Source organism: Lentilactobacillus hilgardii (assembly GCF_009832765.1).
GTDB classification, from domain to species: Bacteria; Bacillota; Bacilli; order Lactobacillales; family Lactobacillaceae; genus Lentilactobacillus; species Lentilactobacillus hilgardii.
Genome location: NZ_CP047121.1, coordinates 1,364,637 through 1,383,875 on the forward strand (window position 1 = coordinate 1,364,637; position 19,239 = coordinate 1,383,875).

At 41.2% G+C, this 19,239-nt stretch carries 14 protein-coding genes; 8 read left to right on the forward strand and 6 right to left on the reverse strand.

The window, feature by feature from the left end; translation table 11 throughout:
• The first annotated feature begins 48 nt into the window (after positions 1 to 48).
• Positions 49 to 3,672 carry a S8 family serine peptidase gene (locus tag GQR93_RS15435; RefSeq protein WP_225430275.1) on the forward strand — a complete coding sequence of 1,208 codons (3,624 nt, stop codon included), beginning with the start codon at positions 49 to 51 and terminating at the stop codon, positions 3,670 to 3,672.
• Between the two features lie 152 nt (positions 3,673 to 3,824).
• Here the strand turns inward: GQR93_RS15435 and GQR93_RS06350 are convergent, their stop codons facing one another.
• Positions 3,825 to 4,742 (reverse strand): NADP-dependent oxidoreductase, encoded by a 918-nt coding sequence (locus GQR93_RS06350; protein ID WP_003553476.1) that lies wholly within the window; start codon positions 4,740 to 4,742, stop codon positions 3,825 to 3,827.
• Positions 4,743 to 4,962: 220 nt separating this feature from the next.
• On the opposite strand from GQR93_RS06350, the gene GQR93_RS06355 reads away from it, so the two are divergent.
• On the forward strand, positions 4,963 to 6,168 hold the full coding sequence (locus GQR93_RS06355) for a PTS transporter subunit EIIC (protein WP_003553480.1): 1,206 nt from the start codon (positions 4,963 to 4,965) through the stop codon (positions 6,166 to 6,168).
• 80 nt (positions 6,169 to 6,248) lie between these two features.
• Here the strand turns inward: GQR93_RS06355 and GQR93_RS06360 are convergent, their stop codons facing one another.
• Positions 6,249 to 7,997, reverse strand: a complete 1,749-nt coding sequence (locus GQR93_RS06360) for a thiamine pyrophosphate-dependent enzyme (protein WP_003553481.1) — start codon at positions 7,995 to 7,997, stop codon at positions 6,249 to 6,251.
• 567 nt (positions 7,998 to 8,564) lie between these two features.
• Between GQR93_RS06360 and GQR93_RS06365 the strand changes: the two genes are divergently transcribed.
• Both GQR93_RS06365 and GQR93_RS06370 read left to right on the forward strand, forming a co-directional pair.
• Positions 8,565 to 9,335, forward strand: a complete 771-nt coding sequence (locus GQR93_RS06365; RefSeq protein ID WP_003553483.1) for a DUF4931 domain-containing protein — start codon at positions 8,565 to 8,567, stop codon at positions 9,333 to 9,335.
• A gap of 99 nt (positions 9,336 to 9,434) precedes the next feature.
• Complete coding sequence (locus GQR93_RS06370; protein ID WP_159298726.1) at positions 9,435 to 10,157, forward strand: SDR family NAD(P)-dependent oxidoreductase; 723 nt, start codon at positions 9,435 to 9,437, stop codon at positions 10,155 to 10,157.
• Positions 10,158 to 10,242: 85 nt separating this feature from the next.
• Here GQR93_RS06370 and GQR93_RS06375 read toward each other — a convergent pair whose 3' ends face one another.
• Entirely contained in the window at positions 10,243 to 11,283 is a 1,041-nt protein-coding gene (locus GQR93_RS06375; RefSeq protein WP_003553488.1) for a baeRF6 domain-containing protein, read from the reverse strand.
• A 320-nt stretch (positions 11,284 to 11,603) separates the two neighbouring features.
• Here GQR93_RS06375 and GQR93_RS06380 point away from each other — a divergent pair, with 320 nt between their 5' ends.
• The gene (locus GQR93_RS06380; RefSeq protein ID WP_003553490.1) at positions 11,604 to 13,001 is read left to right on the forward strand and encodes an FAD-binding oxidoreductase; all 1,398 of its coding nucleotides are present in this window, start codon (positions 11,604 to 11,606) and stop codon (positions 12,999 to 13,001) included.
• 76 nt (positions 13,002 to 13,077) lie between these two features.
• On the opposite strand, the gene GQR93_RS06385 is transcribed toward GQR93_RS06380, so the two are convergent.
• The 3 genes from GQR93_RS06385 to GQR93_RS15580 form a co-directional block, all read right to left on the reverse strand.
• The gene (locus tag GQR93_RS06385; protein WP_003553491.1) at positions 13,078 to 13,368 is read right to left on the reverse strand and encodes a putative quinol monooxygenase; all 291 of its coding nucleotides are present in this window, start codon (positions 13,366 to 13,368) and stop codon (positions 13,078 to 13,080) included.
• 200 nt (positions 13,369 to 13,568) lie between these two features.
• A complete protein-coding gene (locus GQR93_RS06390; RefSeq protein WP_003553492.1) occupies positions 13,569 to 15,980 on the reverse strand; it encodes a phosphoketolase family protein in 2,412 nt (803 codons plus the stop codon).
• A gap of 313 nt (positions 15,981 to 16,293) precedes the next feature.
• Positions 16,294 to 16,425, reverse strand: coding sequence for a hypothetical protein (locus GQR93_RS15580; protein WP_003553493.1), 132 nt, complete (start codon positions 16,423 to 16,425; stop codon positions 16,294 to 16,296).
• Between the two features lie 230 nt (positions 16,426 to 16,655).
• Here GQR93_RS15580 and GQR93_RS06395 point away from each other — a divergent pair, with 230 nt between their 5' ends.
• From GQR93_RS06395 to GQR93_RS06405, 3 genes are all read left to right on the forward strand, one after another.
• Positions 16,656 to 17,924, forward strand: coding sequence for a hypothetical protein (locus GQR93_RS06395; RefSeq protein WP_003553494.1), 1,269 nt, complete (start codon positions 16,656 to 16,658; stop codon positions 17,922 to 17,924).
• Positions 17,925 to 18,007: 83 nt separating this feature from the next.
• Positions 18,008 to 18,751: a tyrosine-protein phosphatase gene (locus GQR93_RS06400; RefSeq protein ID WP_003553495.1), complete on the forward strand. Its 744-nt coding sequence runs from the start codon at positions 18,008 to 18,010 to the stop codon at positions 18,749 to 18,751.
• 66 nt (positions 18,752 to 18,817) lie between these two features.
• Positions 18,818 to 19,219, forward strand: coding sequence for a pyridoxamine 5'-phosphate oxidase family protein (locus GQR93_RS06405; RefSeq protein ID WP_003553496.1), 402 nt, complete (start codon positions 18,818 to 18,820; stop codon positions 19,217 to 19,219).
• The last annotated feature ends 20 nt before the right edge of the window (positions 19,220 to 19,239 follow it).

Below are 19,239 nucleotides of genomic sequence, written 5' to 3' on the forward strand. Positions count from 1 at the left end.
AACTATACTTAATTTGTAGAACCATTATTCTGACTGGGGGAGTTGCCATTGAATGATTTAGTGAAGCGTTTATGTATTAAAAAAGGGTTCATTGGTGTGTTTGTTAGTGCAGGCATATTGCTGACGCTTGGGCTTTTAATTGGATTTTCAAGCCCGGTTGGGGCCGGTCGGGTATCGATTGACTTGCCTGTTTACGCAAAGGGGCGAAACGAGAATCAAGCTGCAATTGATAAGGGCAATGTGCCAAAGCTTTGGCAGTCGGGAAATCGAGGTCAGGGAATGGTCGTTGCTGTAATCGATACCGGGATTCAACCTCATAAAGATTTTCGCTTGACGAGCCCCGGAACTGCCAAGATTTCGAAAGCCGATGCGCAACGGATGATTGCTCAAAAGGGATATGGGAGATATGTCAATTCAAAGATTCCGTTTGCCTATAATTACGCATCAAATAGTAATCAGGCAACTGAACCGGATGATGTTTCGGGGTTTCATGGGCAACACGTTGCCGGCATTATTGCCGCAAACGGGCGTTATACCAAGAAGCAGCATGAATATGTCGTGGGCGTTGCACCAGAAGCGCAACTATTGGATTTGAGAGTGTCCGACATGATTGACGACGAAAACAAAAATGATGTTGCCCGGGCCATTCACGATGCAGTAGATCTTGGCGCAAATGTGATCAGTATTTCACTGGGCATCAGCTTACCCAATCAGTCGTTTACCGATGAGGAGCAGGCCGCGGTTCAGTATGCCATTAATCATGGTGTGTTTGTTTCACTTGCAGGTGGCAACTATGGTAACTCAGCCAGTATTTTTACAAGTAACCCGTTGACAAACACAAACGGGATCAATACGGCTTATCAAGAAGCCAATAGTGGCACTTTGGCTGATCCGGCAGTTTCTGCCAATTCAATGACCGTTGCCGCGGAAAATTCATTGAAGGGTTCTCAGAATGAAATGGCATCTTTTTCTTCATGGGGGCCAACTCCTGACTATACATTAAAGCCGGATATTTCTGTCCCGGGCATGGGTATTACTTCCACTTGGCAAAATAACACGTACGCCATGCTGGAAGGGACATCAATGGCAACACCGTTTGTATCTGGTGCAGCAGCGCTTGTCATTCAAAAATTAAAGCAATCCCAGCCTGATTTATCCGGCAGCCAGCTGGTTTCACAAACAAAAAATATGTTGATGAACAGTGCAACACCAATGAAAGATGTTAATTATCCCGGAAATATTGTCTCACCCAGAAGACAGGGTGCGGGGCAAATTAATGTGACGGCTGCTGCCAATCTCAAAGCAACGGTTCAGGATCCGGCAACCGGTATTGGCTCGGTTTCGTTAGGCCAAATCGGTGGGAGCCATTCTTTTAAAGTTGAGCTGTCAAATCACGGCTCCGTTCCGATTAATTATGCTGTTGACAATGACGGTGGCCCTATGACACAGATTCGAGATCAAAAAAAGGATGGTCAGGTACACGATATTTCATTGACTGGTGCATCGCTAACTTCCGATCAATCCAATATTGTGATCGATCCGGGACAGAGAAAAACCCTCACTTTATCTTTGTCTATTTCACCAACGGTTAAGCCAAATCAAGTGGTGGAAGGGTACCTGCATTTCAAAGCGGATCAACCCGGGCAGTCGTTGTCAATGCCATATTTGGCTTACTATGGTGATACGACCAAGGAACAGGTGATTGATTCGCCTGCATTTATGCCTAATAGTGCTTTTCATGGCGGTTATTTGATGGATGAGAACAACACACCTCTTGGAATCAGTGATCGGGTATCTTTAAGTGCTTATGTTAACAATCATGATAATAAGACAAATTGGCGAAAAGTGGCCAGTTATATCCATCCTGCTCGGGTGGCATTTTCACCAAATGGCGATCATCATCAAGACAGCGTCACCCCATTTGTGTTTGCCAAGCAAAGCCTTGCCAATGTGAAGGCACAGATTGTCAATGATCAAGGGAATGTCATTCGAGTTATTGATCAGGAAACCGATACAGACAAATCGATTGCCAATGATTCCGGTAACTTGGATCTCAGTACGTCGTTCAGTATGCGGCAGAATCCAAAAGCATTGCAGTGGAATGGCCGTTATATTGACCAGTCGACCGGGAAATCCATTGTGGTACCGAATGGCCGCTATCATTATCAATTGGTTACGACCAACTATAACGATGGCGCAGACCAGCAACAATTGGCTTCTTATCCGGTTGAAGTGGATACGCGGGCTCCTCAGGCAACGGCAGTGACCTATAATCGAAAAACAGGTCGATTAACAGGACAGTTTAACGATCATGGTGCAGGCTTTACCGGTATTTCCCGTGGCATTCTGTCAACAAATGGTCATCAATTCGGCATTAAACTGACGAAAAAAGCGGCGTTGGCCGGTCAGTTTAGTGATCGGTTAACATCAATTGTAAAACAGATGCTCATGAAGCATCAGGCTAATTTGACGTTGACGGATATTGCGGGGAACAGTACAAAAGTGGCCGTTCATCGAAAACTTTCGGGGTTAGTCACAAAAAAAGCCAATGTGTCATTTGATCGGGCTCCACAACTTAAATGGTTTAAGTATGGAACCGGTAAAAACGCCTCGTCGAGTTATTTGGAAATTTCAAATAAGAAGGTCTTTACTTTATACGCAAGAGTACCAAAGGGTGTGCCGGCATTGAATGCTTATGCCAAGGATACAGGGACAAACAAAGTCGTAAAGGGACGCCTTAATCCTAAAACGGGTGTCGTCGCTTTTACATGTCACTTTAGTCAAACCGGTTACGAAACGATACAGGGATGGAGCCAAGTTCCACAGAAAAAATTTGGCGCTTATTTAAAATCGCCCTCAACACTGATTGTGGTTTCCCAATTACCCAAAGCGCCACTCATAGCCAAACTGAAAAAGACGACTCCTAAGCTCATTTCAAATGCCCAGGCACAGAAAAAAACCAAATCGATTTTTGGATCACCAATACCAAATGGCCATAAGACGTCACAACTCACCTATCGGAGAGCGCCAAGCAAAGGGATTAAATTTTTCCAGCTGCATGATAATGCCAGCACATTTTTAAATGCGGCTAACAGTGCAACTATTTATGATTTACAAACCCATCAGTTAACAATTAACGGACAGATTTCATCTCCTAACAAGCAACGATTAGTGATCCTGGCAACGCCAGACGAAACCGATCCGGCTAACAGAGTTCGAATTTCAAAGAATGGCACATTTAAGTTCAAAGTCCCATTCAATCCGACCGAGCAACGTGGCGTTGGCTACAATTTATATACCAAAACGATACTAAGAAACGGGCAAAGTAAGGTTCAAAAGCAACGCGGTATTTTGGAAATTTATTTGGATGTAGTGAAGCCGAGTCTGGCCGTCAGCGAAAACGTGGAAAACAATCGGATAAGGCTTACGGGAACGGTTAATGATAATGTTTCCGGTGTTAAACTTGACGTTAACGGTAATAATCTCTTTTCCCAACAAAAAGATGCCGGTTTTAATAGGCATGATCAAAATCAGCCTTTAAATCCGTATCCGGACTACCAGATTAACCAATCCTATGATTTAACCCCCGGTAGAAATACCTTTACAGTCAAGGCAATTGATCAGGTTGGCAATGTGACAACAAAAAGATTTGTCGCTAATGGTCATGGTTGATAGTAATCGTCTTGCAGCGCGTTCTTTAACCAAATAATGAACATCCTAACAAAAAAGAGGTCAGACTAAATCGTCTTGACCTCTTTAATATTCCAGCGATGATCCGGTATTAATCTATAACAACATTTCTGTCGCTATGCGTTTAATAAAAATCAGTCTTTTGAGACGACAACTCTGCCATCGTGTTTAGATTCAAGGATCTGATGTCCCTTAATGACACCATCAATTGTAAATGGCAGTTGATAGCCGATTTTAATCGACAGCTTATTTTCAGACATTAATTTCAGTAGCGCAGCCAAAGCCGTCGTGTCAGAAATCTCTTGGGTCGGATGGATGTGTTTAAAAGAGACATCTTTATTGGTAGCTGGTTCAGCATCCCCAACAGTGGCAATGATGCCGCCGTTTTTAACAATGTGAACATCACTATCATTTCCATTGCCGTTTAAAGCCGCATCAAGCACAACATCGGCAGCATCAGCCAAAACTTCAGCTGGATCTTGTTGATCATAGGCAACGTATTGCGAAACGCCAAGTGATTTGACATAGTCTGCGTTACGACTGGCGCCGACACCAATCACTTTTGCACCAAGGTCCAGAGCAACTTGAGCGGCAATTGAGCCGACGCCTCCCGAAGCACCTTTAACAATAACGGTCTGCCCCTTTTTAACGTCTGCAAAAAGATGAAGTCCCTTATAGGCAGCAAGCCCCGGTGTCACAATACCGGCGGCTTGGGTAAAAGAGACATTGTCCGGTAATTTAACCGTGTTTGTATCTTCGCCAATTGCATATTCAGCATATGAATGGTGACCGTGGGCGACAACTCTATCACCAATTTTGAACCCGCTAACGTCACTGCCGACCTGATCGATAATACCGGCTACGTCTCTGCCGGGGATGATTCGGTGATCAGTTGCCTTGAACTCTCCGGCACGTTGCGCCCGTTCAAAATTATTTAAATTAAAAGCCTGTGTCTTGATTAACAATTGATTTCCCGAAATTTCCGGAATCGGGACTTGATATTCTTTAAAAACCTCAGGGCCGCCATTTTGTTCGTATCCAAATGCTTTCATTAAAATCGCTCCTTTATTAATCAATTATTGCTATTCATAGTGTAATGCATGTCAGACCAAAAGCAATTAATATGTCGCTTGATTGTGACTGAAACAGTAGGGAAGAAACCGGTTACGTTTGATTTTAAAGCAAATTTGATTGGGGAAAAAGCTTGCATCCTCTTAAAAAGTCTGTAAACTATGTCGAAGTGACTTTTTTATCATAAAAGGAGGATATGATTTGCTGCAATCAGTTATTTTAAAAAAGACAAAAAATGGTTTTTTAAACTTTATTAATTTATTGGCAGATATTTTTGTACCGATTATTCCGGCAATAGTTGCTGCGGGACTTCTAATGGCTCTTCACAATGTTTTATCTGCACCACATTTATTTATGAATGATTCGCTTATTACTGCGTATCCAAATTTAAAAGGGTTTGCGGCGTTTATTAACGTTCTTGCCAACGCACCGTTTGCGTTTTTACCCGTTCTCATCGGCTTTTCAGCAACCAAAAGATTTGGTGGAAACCCGTATCTTGGCGGCGCAATGGGCATGATGATGGTTTCTCCAGCTTTAGTGAATGGTTATAACGTTAGCACAGCTCTGGCCAGCCATCAGCTACCTTACTGGCATTTTCTGGGCTTGCCGGTTGCCCAAGCCGGCTATCAGGGATCTGTTATTCCGATGTTAGCTGTTGCCTGGTTGTTATCTGTTATTGAAAAACAGTGTCATAAGCGGCTACCGGAAGCATTGGATTATACGTTTACACCATTAATCACAATTTTGGTAACCGGCATTTTGACTTTTGTCATTGTTGGACCGGTTATGCGGGATGTGAGCGATGGTTTAACATCTGGATTGCTTTGGCTTTACCAAACATCAGGGGCTGTTGGAACCGGGATACTTGGTTTATTCTACGCACCACTTGTTATCACAGGACTTCATCAAAGTTTCCCGGCGATTGAGACACAGCTGATTGCCAATGTTAAACAAACGGGGGGCAGTTTTATTTTCCCGATTGCATCGGTTTCAAATATTGCACAAGGTGCTTCTGCTCTTGCAGTTTTATTCCTAACAAAGGATAAGAAGCAACGGGGATTGGCATCTTCTGCAAGTATGTCGGCACTCCTGGGAATTACCGAGCCTGCAATGTTCGGGATTAACTTAAAGTTGAAATTTCCATTTGTTGCATCAATGATCGGTTCTGGTGTAGCCTCTGTCTATCTTGGATTAACACACGTCTTAGCGGTTTCACTGGGATCTAACAGCGTTCTTGGCTTTATCAGCATCGCCACGACTGCAATTCCATCATTTCTTGTCAGTTGTGTGATCAGCTTTTGTGTGAGTTTTTCAGTCACTTATCTTTATGGTCGGCGACAAGAGGTGACCGAAATGCTTCAACCAGATGGCGATGAAAAACCTAATGAGGCGATGGCAGCTAATTAAAATTGTTCATAAATGAGTAAAAACGACTGGGGAATGTGCCATAATAGGCACCCAGTCGTTTTTTATTTAACTAATGATCTTTATTTTGATTCATTTTTGAGTAATTCTGAGAACGGTGGTTGGTCAAAAAGGTTTGACTGCTTGTTGTAGGCATCAATCGTTGCCTTGTCGAATTTTTCTGGGTCGATTGGCATAAAACTGGTATCAACCGGATCCTGATTTTTAACTTTGGCATCAATTAAAATTGGTTTTGTATTACCGGCAGCCTGAAGTTCTTGAACCTTTTTGAAAGCCTCTGCTAAGGACTGTCGATCGGTTACTTTCAAACCGATTGCGCCCATGCTGTCCGCAAAACCGGCCCAATCGGCACCGATAAAGTGAATCCCATAGGGTTCCTGGTTGGCAGTAATCTTTTCATGTTGAATAAAACCAAAGGCTTTGTTTTCCAAAACAACATTAACAATAGGTAGGTTGTACTGAACTTGAGTTAATAGATCCTGCATGGTCATGGAAAAGCCACCATCACCTGCGATACTGAAAACCTGGCGATCGGGATAACTAAGTTTGCCGGCGATTCCTGCCGGAAGAGCGTATCCCATTGTGCCAAACCAAGCGGACATGCTTAGTTTTTGATCGTGGTTAAACGGTAATTGGCGGATTGACCACATCAGATTATTACCAACATCAAGGCCAAAGACGGCATCGTCATCACTGTTTTCTTTGATCGCCCGAATAACCGCTTCCGGAGAAAGGCCGTTACTGTCATCATCTGCGACCTTATCCAGCCAAGCATTCCAATTTTGTTTATCTTTTTGAGCGGCTTTTAGAAATGGTGTTGGGGCAACTGCTTCGCCCATGGTATTGAGCTTTGCAAAGAATGGCTTGGCATCTGCCAGAACAGCCAGGTCAACGTCACGTTGTTTACCTAAGTCTTCAACGTTGTTATTGATTTGAACAAACTTAATACCCTGTGGTAAGAAACGGCTAAATGGATAGTTGGTTCCTGCCAGAATAATTAAATCTGCTGCCTGAGTGACTTCGAAGCCCGGCTTTGTACCAAGTCGGCCGCGGGCCCCCATATAGTTTGGATGATCGGTTGGCATAATGCCGGTTGCAGGAGCCGTTGTCAAAACCGGGACGCTGAATTTTTCAGAAAAATCAATCATTTCCTGGCGGGCATCTTTCATACCCAGACCGGCCCAAAGAACAGGGCGTTTTGCTTGTTTTAACAAATTATAGACGTCCTCAACAGCACTCTGATCAGTTATCTTAGTGGTTGTGGAAGTAAGCGTTTTGGCCGTTTTGAACGGTTCAAAATCAATTTCTTCTCCCGAAAGGTTATCCGGAATAATAACAATGGCAGGCCCCTTTGTCTGATAGGCATAGCGAATGGCCTCATCCATAACGTATGGAATCTGTTCGGGGTTGGTCACTTGTTTGTGAAAATCAGTCAGGTCTACGAACATCGGATCCTGATCCATTTCCTGGAAGAAATAGGTATTCATAATCGGTGTTGCCGATTGACCGATAATCGCAACAACCGGTGCGTGATCCATTTTTGCATCGTACAAGCCATTAAATAAGTGTGTCGCGCCGGGACCGGCTGATCCAAAACTAATTCCCACTTTCCCGGTTAATTTCGCGTCAGCTGTTGCAGCCAGAGAACCGACTTCCTCATGGCGAACCTGAATATAGTTAATGTGGTCACGTTCTTGATATAAGCCGTCTACGGTATTATTAATTGAATCTGCGGTAATCCCATAAATATGATCAATGTTCCAACTTACTAACACTTTGGCCAAAGCTTGACCGGCTTTCATTTTTACCATGATATTGTCACTCCTAAAGGTTATCTTTAATTGCTTACTTTTTATAAGTACAAGTAAAAATATAACGCATCTGAGAAACGAGTGCAACCATTTTATTCACAAACCTTGATTATTATCTTAAAGGTTAGTGTTATTGTTGGGAGGAAACCATTGCACTGATTGTGAAAAAAATGGATCTTTAAGAAATACTGATCGATGCAAAAACGTCCATCCTGACAAAGGCCAGTCTGGACGCGTCTAATATCTTATCCCCAATAGTTGGGTTATATCAAACCCAACGACCAAAGTATAACATGCTGGAGTGAATAATTCACCCGAGAAACCATTTATGGGGTGGCTCTATTAAATTGGTTATTAATAACTTACTTGTAGATCCACTTCATTCATAACTAAAGAATCGTCACCATTCCCTGCGTTCATCATTTCTCATCATTCAGATTCTACGCTGATGGATGCTATTCTCACAATTTGTCGGTTTTTTAATGACAGTGCACTGCATTGCTGGACGAATACTAAAGACAGAATTACAATAAACAAAAGATTATTTAAGAAAAGGTAGGCCATAAAGTGAATCAACCGTTAAAATTTGACTATAATGCAGCAAAAGGCAAGCCGGAAAATATTCGTCATCCGAAGGGCTACTGCCCATTTTGTGATGTTGCCCATTTAACTAATATTTTAGCTCAGGAACAGGACCGGATTTGGTTGGTTAATAAATTTCGAACTTTGGAAGATACATTTCAAACGGTTGTCATTGAGTCCAGTGATCATGAAGGCGGACCCTCTATCTATTCTATTGAACAGAATCGCCAAGTATTTGAATTTGCATTTAAATGTTGGCAAAAGATGATTGATTCCAATCAATACACAAGTGTGATTATGTATAAAAATTTTGGGCCATTATCGGGTGGTAGTCTGAGACATCCACATTTTCAAATTGTTGGTTTGAATGACTATGACGTTTATCAAAATATCAGTGTGGAAAATTTCACTGGTGTTTTTGTCTCAAATCAGCCACAACGGGAGATCACACTTTCGACACATCCGATCATTGGGTTTGTAGAGATCAATATTGCAATCAACGGTGTTGAAAATATTGATGCTTTGGCCGATGCAGCTCACGTTATGATCGATTACCTGTTAAATGATTATATGGGTGGCCGTCTATCCTCATACAATCTGTTTTTTTATAAAATTAATGAACGGTTTTATTGTAAAATTGTGCCCAGGTTTGCAACATCCCCATACTTTGTTGGGTATAAAATTTCGCAGGTTCAAAACATGCAACGGTTAAAGGAAATTGCCGATGAAATTCAAAACAAATTAATGAAGGTTTAGACAATTACAGGTATTTTGGATTGCTGACTTGCTTTTTTTATTGACAGGGTTACAATGATTTTTTAATCGAAATGCTTATCTTAAATTGGAGGTAACTTTATGGTAAATAAGGCGTTTGTAACCGGAGCTAATCGGGGAATTGGATTTGAAATTGCAAAACAGCTTGCAGAGCATGGGTATTTTGTGATTGTCGGTGCCCGTCGGCTTGAATCAGGGCAGCAAGCAGTTAACAAATTAGTTGAAGCCGGCATTTCGGCCCTTCAATTGGATACGATTCAAATAGACTTAACCGAGTCACAATCAATTGCTGAAGCAGCGGGCAAAATTAGTCGTCAACATCCGGATTTGAACTTATTGGTTAACAATGCCGGTATTGCAGGAGATATGGCAAAGCCTGCTCTAGAAACAACGGTCGCTGATTATCAGCAGACACTAAACGTTAATTTATTTGGCACACTTCAGGTGATTCAGAAGTTAGTGCCGATTTTGAAAAATAATCATGGTCGAATTGCAAATCTAACCGGTCCGTTTTCAGCCACACTTTGGTATAATCCGGCAGCGTACCGTGTTTCGAAGATTGCACTGAATGGTTTGATTCAAACACTGGCGGTTGATTTTATTAACCAGAAACTGCCACTATCAATTTTTGGCATTTTCCCCGGTGGTGTGTCAACCGATATCAATGGTCATCGACAGGGACCGTTTATGAAAACCGTTGAAGAGGGCGGTCAGCTGGTAACTAATATTTTATTGGATGGGCAATCCCATAATGGCGATATTGTTGGGCCAAACGGACATGTGTTATCAACAGTTGATCAATAATTTTTAAATTCTATGTAAAAAAAGCCGAAGACGATAGCCTTCGACCTTTTTTAGTTTGCCTATTTGATGATTAATGTCGGCATTTTTAATGGCTCACTGCACTAACAAGAGGCATGTCGGGTTGTTCCTTTACAACAGAGACATTTGCGTCTTGTGCCAAAGCTTGTTTAATCATGACGTTAATTTTTGCGTATGATTCTGGATCATGACCGTTAATTTCATCTCTGGAAGCCACGAACAAGTGACGAACCTGGTCCGAGTTGAGCATGTTCTGAATCGTATTTAAATCCGTAAATAATTTATCTCTGAAGACTTTTGTGATCGCTTCATTAGAGTGGGTATTATTGTAATCTTCGATCTTCTTATTAACCAGTTCGGCAATTTTATCTGGTGCTAAGCTTTGAACCGATTGATCAATTGAGATATCGGCAAGCTTTAATGCCTTGTTCAACTTCTTGAAAAGATTGATATTTTGCGGTAATCCCATCAAAATAAAGTCGTGTTCTCTCAATGATGGGTCATCTTTCAATAAATCTTCCAGAACGTGATAGTATCTTTCCTGGTCAATTTGCTTTTCCTGACTGGTTTCGTTATGCCCATGATATTGAGTTTGACCGCCACGACCGCTAAAGTTCAGTTCGCCGCCACGAAGCTCTGTTCCCAACGCATCTTGAACGGTAAGTGGATAATTTTCAACAGCAAGTGGACTAACACGTTTATTTTGAAGTTGATATAACTTACTGTTATCACGATTTAATTCAAGTAATGTGTAATCAGCGTTTGGCGAAGCACTTAAGAGCAGTAGAAAATCAATGGAGTTGTCAGTGTGATAATCAGCCTCGTCGACACTGGTTCGAATGAGATAATAGACGTTCGAGCCGCTTCGGTCGGAAATCATCGTGATGCCATCGTAAGGCAGTTCTTGGCGAATTAGATCATTGACTTCATTGACGAAAGAATCGATGCTTGGACCGATTTCCTTTTGAATTTCCTTCAAGATATTCTTAACTCGAAGTTGTTCGTTTGCGTCATAAGCCAATTTATTTAGGTTCAAGTTCAGCGTAATCACCGGTGCATTCATGTCTGGTAACTTTGCTAGTTCTGAAACAGTTGTTTTAATTGCCATATTGACCAACTCCTTAAAGATTATGATAGTTATAACTTTTTAATTCTATAACTTCTACTTTCATTATAGCAAATTCACATGTTGGGTTGTGAGAAATTAGCTTGTGAAATCTGTGCTTATAAATAGTTAGTGACGAATAACGCTTATTTGATAAGCAATAGAGAAGGTTTTGAAATTAAACGTGTAAATATTTGACCAATTGATCAAGACACTTTAAAACTAAAAATGGGTTCGTAAAGTTGATGTATGGCATTAACCCACGACAATTAATTTTGGTACAAATGTTCATAAAAATTTATTTAATAAGGGAGTGCTAGTTGATGGCAGTTTTTACAGCTTACAATCATGATCAAATAATCGATTTTTTGAAGCAACAGGCACCACACGCTGAAATTCATATTGATGACGAAACGGCAGTCAAGCATACAGCAAACGGAAATGCCGAAAGTTCAATCAGTGGTCAAATTTTGGCCTATGTCGCCGTTGGAGATAAGGATGATATCCGGGGTGTTTTGAAGACCGCACAGAAGTTTCATTTGCCGGTTGTCCCACAGACCGCTGATACCAGTACCGTTATTGGTGCCGATGGTGTTAATGGCGGCATTATTTTGTCAGTTGCCAGGTTGAATCATATTAAGGAAATTGATAAAGATGACTCGCTTGCAGTCGTTGAACCTGGAGTGATCAACCAGGATTTGGATAAGGCAGCCCGGAAACAGGGGATGTTTTATGCACCTGATCCGGCGTCTAAACCGATGTCTGCTATCGGGGGCAATGTTTCAACCAATGCCGGCGGACTAAGCGGTGTCCGGTATGGTGCAACCAAAGATTCGGTCCTTGGGCTAAAAGTGATGCTGACGAATGGCCAAGAGATTAAGCTTGGCGGTCGGACATTCAAGCAGGCATATGGATATGATTTGACACAGTTATTGGTTGGTTCCGAAGGGACGTTGGGTATCATTACAGAAGTAACCGTCAAATTATTCCCGATTCCGATAGGTAAAACCATTACCGGAATGGCGTTCTTTGACGATATGGCAAAATTGGCAGAAGGCGTTAAAGCAATCAGAAATTCCGGTTTGTATCCTTCAATGCTTGAGGCGTTGGATGGTAAAACCGTCAAAGCATTGGATCAATATGAACACACGAGTTATTCACAAAGTGATACATCGTCACTACTGATTTTCAGCATTGATAGTGCCAGTGATCTAAAATTGCAAACTTCCAAGAAGATTCTTGACGAGCAGGGTGCTTGGAATGTTCAAATTACAGACGATCCAGAAAAGGCCAAATCCTTAATCAAGTTGCGTCAGGATATGCTGCCGGCGGTCTTTTCCAATGCTAAATATTACATTATGGAAGATATGGCGGTGCCATTATCCAAACTGGCAGAAATGGTTAAATATATCGCCCAGGTTGGTACTGAGTTGGATGTCGACATTTATACTGCCGGACACGCCGGTGATGGTAACCTGCATCCAAGTCTGCTATGGAATGATCAACCCACCCCACCTGAAAGAGTCATTGAAGCTACTCGTCGGCTATTTAGAAAAACACTGGCTTTAGGTGGCACGATTTCTGGTGAACATGCAGTTGGGATGTCAAAGAATCAATGGACTAATGAAGAATTGGGTGACTCAGTTGACGTGCTGCAACATCAAATTAAAAATTTATTTGATCCAATGGGTATTTTAAATCCGAAGAGAAAAATTAATTAAACAGGATCATTAACAAAGAAGCTGACTCAAGTGCTTTAATAGCACCCGGATCAGCTTCTTATTTTAGTTACGGTGATTATTTTTCCTGATAATCCATTCGAATGATGACGGGATCCTTGGTTAGATAAGCACCAACGCCTGAAAGAAAGGCTTGGAAATGGGAAGTGTCGTTATGAAAGGCAACTGCATCAGCATCCTTCCAATGTTCAATAATTTCATACTCATTGTCTGTCCCGACTTTTTTAAAATGATTATAACTGATATTACCAGCCTCTTCACGTGAGCCTTGAACCAGCTTATCGATAAATGCTTCGTATTCTTTTTGCTTACCCGGTTTAACCGTGAGTTCAACATTAATAACTTTCATGATTTTCCTCCAAGTGATTCCTGTATTTGATAAGTCTATTATAACAGTTTTCTCATTCTGCCAAATTTAAAATTTGATAGTGATATCCCAGGGCCGTTACAAATTCTAAAGCGTTGTGAGTGCCAACAAAAATAGTCAGCTGCTGTTTTATGAGAGCTGGCCATTTTATTCTAGGCAAGTATGATTAACCTATTTTTATTTTATTTAAGTGATTTCCATTCCCAATTTCTGATTTCAGGTAAATCAGCTCCGGTTTCACGAATGTAGTCATGATGTTGCTGTAATTTGTCATCCATGTGCGAAGTGAATTCGGAAGACTTATCACCGTAAACATCTTCCGCAACTTCCTTAGCCAAGTGGAATCGATCCAAGTGGTTCAATACACGCATATCAAATGGGGTGGTAATATCACCATCTTCACGATAACCATGAACGTGTAAATTGTGATTATGACGATTGAAGAATAGGCTTTCGATCAAATCTTCATAGCCATGGAATGCAAAGACAATCGGCTTATCTTTAGTAAAGTAATTGTCAAATTCTTCATCGCTAAGACCACGTGGGTCAAATTGCGGTGAATGCAGCTTAAGCAAGTCAACAACATTAATAAAGCGAATCTTCAAATCAGGGAATTGTTGATGCAAAATGTCAATTGCAGCCAAGCTTTCAAGGTTTGGTTCGGTTCCTGCAGCAGCCATCACAATATCTGGTTCTTCACCGGGCTTGGTGGTGCTTGCCCAATCAATGACTTTCAACCCTTGATCTACTAATTGTTCAGCTTCTTGGACTGAGTAAAATTGTGGACGTGGATGTTTGGAAGCAATTGTCACATTCAATGTTTGCTTCATATTCAATGCTTTGTGCATAACGGCAAGCAGTGAATTTGCATCGGCCGGCAAGAATTCACGAATATAGCGAGGCTTCTTTTCGGCTAAATGAGTTAAAATACCCGGATCCTGGTGCGAATAACCATTATGATCCTGCTGGAACGATGTTGATGACGAAATGATGTTCAATGATGGATATTTTTGACGCCAAGGTTGTTCATTAGCTTCGCGAATCCACTTGAAGTATTGCGTCAACATTGAATCAACAACTCTTAAGAAAGCTTCGTAACTCGTGAAGACACCGTGTCGACCGGTTAAGGTGTAGCCTTCCAACCAGCCTTCGTCTTGGTGTTCGGAAAGTTGAGAGTCAATGATACGGCCGTCTGCCTTCATCCACTGATCATATGGATTGTGAATTGGTTCCATCCATTGACGGTTGGTAACCGCAAAGGCTTCCTGCAATTGGTTTGAAGCAGTTTCATCAGGACCAAACAGACGAAAGTTCTTAGGGTTATTCTTGATAACATCACGGAAGAATTTGCCTAATTCAACCATGTCTTGACGTTCTTCACCGGCACCGCGCTTTGAATTGTCCAATGCATAATTACGCCAGTCGGGCAGGTCAAGCTGTTTTTGATCCTTACCACCATTAGTAATTGGATTGGCAGCCATTCGAGAATGACCAACGGGAACTGTGGCCTTAATTTCCGGTTTTAAAGCACCATTTTTATCGAACAGTTCTTCAGGCTTATATGACTTTAACCATTCTACCAAAGCGTCAGCGTGTTCCATATGTTCCGAATCAACGGGAATTGGAATCTGGTGGGCACGGAATGAGCCCTCAATTGGCTTGCCGTCCCACATCTTAGGACCAGTCCAACCCTTTGGTGCACGTAAAATGATCATTGGCCATACAGGACGCGTTGCATCATCTGCAGAACTTTCACGAGCCTGATTTTGAATAGCATGGATCTTTTCGATAGATGAATCCATGGCTTTAGCCATAACCGGATTTAACTTGCCGGCATCGTCACCTTCAACAAAAGTCGGTTCCCAGCCCATACCTTCAAAGTACTTGGTTAATTCTTCATCTGATTTACGAGAGAGGATAGTTGGGTTGGCAATCTTGAACCCATTTAAGTTTAAAATGGGTAAGACGGCACCATCATTAACCGGGTTAATGAAGACATTTGAGAACCAGGAAGTTGCAAGGGGGCCGGTTTCAGCTTCACCATCACCAATTTCAACGGCAGCAATGACATTTGGATTATCAAAAATGGCACCGACACCATGTGACAGTGAATAACCTAATTCACCGCCTTCATGAATGGAGCCTGGCGTCTTAGCGTCCGCGTGAGAGGCAACACCACCTGGAAATGAGAAGCGTTTGAACAAACGTTGCAATCCCTTTTCATCTTGGGTAATATTTGGATAAATATCTGTATAACTGCCATCAAGATAGGAATTGGAGACCATGACCTGGCCGCCGTGACCTGACCCTTCAATATAGAACATGTCCAGACCGTACTTCTTGATAACACGGTTTAAATGTGTGTAAATAAAGTTTTGACCGGCAATTGTACCCCAGTGGCCAATCGGGTGAAACTTAACATCCGCTTTTGTCAGTGGGCGTTTTAATAAAGGATTGTCCTTTAAGTACAATTGACCAACAGAGATGTAATTGGCAGCTCTCCAATACTTGGTCATTAAATTAAAGTAGTCTTTTGAGGAATAATCGGTTTCTCTTTCTTTTAAAGCTTGGTTACTATCTGTAGAATTTGCCATATATCTCAAATACCTCCTAATATCATACTCAAATTTCCACTTCGCCTACAGGTTAGTGCCAAATAGTTGAATGGTCAATTATTTTACAACCTTTTTACAGCTGGTTTCGATAAAAGCTTGATCACTTTCAGTGTCATATAAAAGACAGGTGCACAAAAAAATCCAAAGGTCCAAGAGATGAAACGACCTTTGGAATTAATGCAAATAAAGGAAAACAAACAGGATTATTAACTGTATTCTAGTTGTGAACGCCAATAAACAACCACAATACGATTAATAATAAGGAGGATAATCAGAGAAGACGGTTAGACTGCTATTCACCAAGATACATATAAAGCATTGCTAAGAAACCATATGCCTTAACGGTATTTTGTTTTTCTACAAGGTCTTTTTCTTTAACCAGTTCTCTATAAAGATCCAGATTCTGGTCAGATTGGTTTTGCATATGCTCACCTTCTCCTGAGTTTATTTTACACCAAAATGAGGTTTAGCAAAAGTTAAATTTAGGGATACCCAAAAAATAAGTTGAATAATTATTTTTGATCTAAAAAGCAACAAAATGGCAGTTATCTATTTTATATAAAAGCTTCTTTAAACGAGTTGCCTATTTAATAAAATATCGGTAATATGGGAATGATCATTAAATGAGTTTGGTATGTAGGGGTTGATGTGATTGTGGTAAAAAGAGAAACTGATAGGGACGTTATTGCGGAGCTTGCAGATAATAACTTAATAACGGGCACGACTGCAGGTGATTATCTGGTCCGTAAACAACGTGGTGGATTGCAGGGCAAAAAAGATACGGCACTACACGCTTGGGAAAAATTTGCTCACAAGGGTAGTCGTGTCAATTTAGCATTGGTCAATCAATTAACATTAATATTTAAAAATGGTGAAAAGTTGGTTTTTGATTCAAAAGATGTTTCATTTTTAATTCTTGAAAAAGATTTGGACAATCCGACCTTACTTACTGGCTTTGTGTTGGTCCTTAATCGAGAATTAAGCGTTCAGGCCAACCACTATTTTGTTGGTGGCCGGGATGCCTTTGAACATTTAAAAAAAGTTCAGGATGTTATCGACATTGAACTGACGGATTCTCAAAATAACACAAGTAGACACATTGTCCACTGGTCACCAATATCGGATCCGTTGGTAGAGAATGTCAACCAACGGTTTGTTGACATTGATGATGCATTGTTCCTGTATACTGTGTCAAAGCAACGTTATTCAATGGTAGATGCCGTAAAAGCAGCTCTTTATACCGAAAACTTCAACGCCATTATCAAAGAATTTCGTTCAAAGAGGCCTGAAAGCTCGTTGACGGACAGTCGTCACGAGTTTACCGTGCAACTCGAAGAAATGCTTCAGGCAGTCTCAACAGATCAGTCTCAAGTCCAGCGTAGATTAGAAGATGAACTCTTAGTTGGTAAGGTTCACACGGATAGTGATCAAACTTTTTTTGATCATTGGGAACCGGTTTTATATCATCTTAAGTCCAAGGAAAAATTTCTTGGGATTGATCTACTATCTTATGATGTGTTGATGATGATGAATGTGGTGATTCCAGAGGGCGACTTTTGGAAGGGCTTCACGTGGCTTCTTTGGGAAATTTCCAGGTATGGTATTAAAACCGAAGAACGCCAAAAAGCCATTGACAATGCGAAGCAAAAATTGCAGGAACAGACAGATCAAATCAGTGAGTTCACTAAATCGACACAGCGAATGAGGGACTTTATTAGTTGGTACGTTAATAACCATCTGTCCGATCCAACATTACCGGACTTTGTGGAAAAATATTGGCCGCTGACAAAGGGACGAAAAGAAAAGTTTTGGAATAATGGTGGCCATGCTTTCGTAATGGAGCAAAATCCCAAATTATTAAATGAATTTATGGCAAATTTTGGAGCCGATTATTATCAATTTAAAGATGTAGACACTGATTAATCATTTTAAACGATAGTTATGGTAGAGTTGGACCATTGGCACCATGAGAGTGTGGTCATAATTAAAATGAATGGGTGAAAAAAATGGCAGTAGAATTAACAAATTTCAGAACACTTGGTGGTTATCCGGCTGCAGATGGCCGAATAAAAGATGGTTTGTTGTATCGGGGTGGTCAGATTGCCGACTTGGATCAGAATCAGATTTTATATTTAAAAGACAAACTGGCAATTTCCCGGGTAGTTGATTTTCGAAGCCAAGCCGAGAGAAAACAATATCCCGATAGTGTGTGGGGTGGAGTTGATTATGACGCGATCGATGTTTTGGTTGATGCAAAGAAAAGCGGTGTCAGCATTGAAGGCATGATTAATAATGCGGGCGACATCAGTCAAGTGATGTTAGCAACGTATGCCCAACTGGTTACCAGTCCTTCTGCTCAAAAGGGTTATCATCAATTTATGACCGCATTGGTAGACGACCCAAAGCCGACGTTCTTTCATTGCTTTGCCGGTAAAGATCGAACCGGTGTGGCGGCCGCTTTAATTCTAAAAACGGCTGGCGTCAGTGATAACGACATCTTTGAAGATTATTTAAAAACCAACGAATCACGTAAGAAAGCAAATAAACAAATTATCCATCAATTGGCAGATAAATTAACAACCGGCCAGCAAAAGGCATTAAGTCAGGCATTGGTAGTTGATCGGCGTTATTTACAACATTTTTTTGTGACGATCAATCAGCAATATGGTCATTTTGAAAATTATTTAAAAGAGGGGTTGGGTCTGGAGAAAGGGTTTATTTCTGAATTTCGGCATCAATATGTCGTGTAAGGTTAAATGATTGCTTGTCGATTGAACAAGCACTAAAATGACCTTACTAAATAAATAGGGGATGTTATGATGGCAAAGTTAAACCAGGCAATGAAAGATTTAATTGCTGGTGAATTATCTTATATTGCGACAGTTGATGCAGATGGCAATCCGGATGTCGGTCCTAAAATTTCCATGCGTGTGTTGGATGACGAACACCTTATTTATAACGAAATGACGGGTGGTCAGACACAAGCCAATATTAACGACAATGGTAAAGTTATTATTGCGACTGCCAATGCTAAAGCGCTAAAGGGATTTCGGTTTGGCGGGACTGCAAAACTTTATACAGACGGTCCTTATTATGAACAAGCCGAAAAATGGGCTGAAGGAAAGTTTCCAGTACCAAAAGGTGCCGGTGTGATTAATATTGAAAAAATTTGGACACTTGATCCGGGCCCTAAAGCTGGAAAGATATTTGAAGAATAAAATACGAGATTAAAATGAAC

Coding starts and splice junctions, on each gene's coding strand:
- GQR93_RS06370 (WP_159298726.1), top strand. CDS start 9,435: ATGGTAAATAAGGCGTTTGTAACCGGAGCTAATCGGGGAATTGGATTT.
- GQR93_RS06390 (WP_003553492.1), bottom strand. CDS start 15,980: ATGGCAAATTCTACAGATAGTAACCAAGCTTTAAAAGAAAGAGAAACC.
- GQR93_RS06385 (WP_003553491.1), bottom strand. CDS start 13,368: ATGAAAGTTATTAATGTTGAACTCACGGTTAAACCGGGTAAGCAAAAA.
- GQR93_RS06405 (WP_003553496.1), top strand. CDS start 18,818: ATGATGGCAAAGTTAAACCAGGCAATGAAAGATTTAATTGCTGGTGAA.
- GQR93_RS06380 (WP_003553490.1), top strand. CDS start 11,604: ATGGCAGTTTTTACAGCTTACAATCATGATCAAATAATCGATTTTTTG.
- GQR93_RS06400 (WP_003553495.1), top strand. CDS start 18,008: ATGGCAGTAGAATTAACAAATTTCAGAACACTTGGTGGTTATCCGGCT.
- GQR93_RS06375 (WP_003553488.1), bottom strand. CDS start 11,283: ATGGCAATTAAAACAACTGTTTCAGAACTAGCAAAGTTACCAGACATG.
- GQR93_RS06360 (WP_003553481.1), bottom strand. CDS start 7,997: ATGGTAAAAATGAAAGCCGGTCAAGCTTTGGCCAAAGTGTTAGTAAGT.
- GQR93_RS15580 (WP_003553493.1), bottom strand. CDS start 16,425: ATGCAAAACCAATCTGACCAGAATCTGGATCTTTATAGAGAACTGGTT.
- GQR93_RS06350 (WP_003553476.1), bottom strand. CDS start 4,742: ATGAAAGCATTTGGATACGAACAAAATGGCGGCCCTGAGGTTTTTAAA.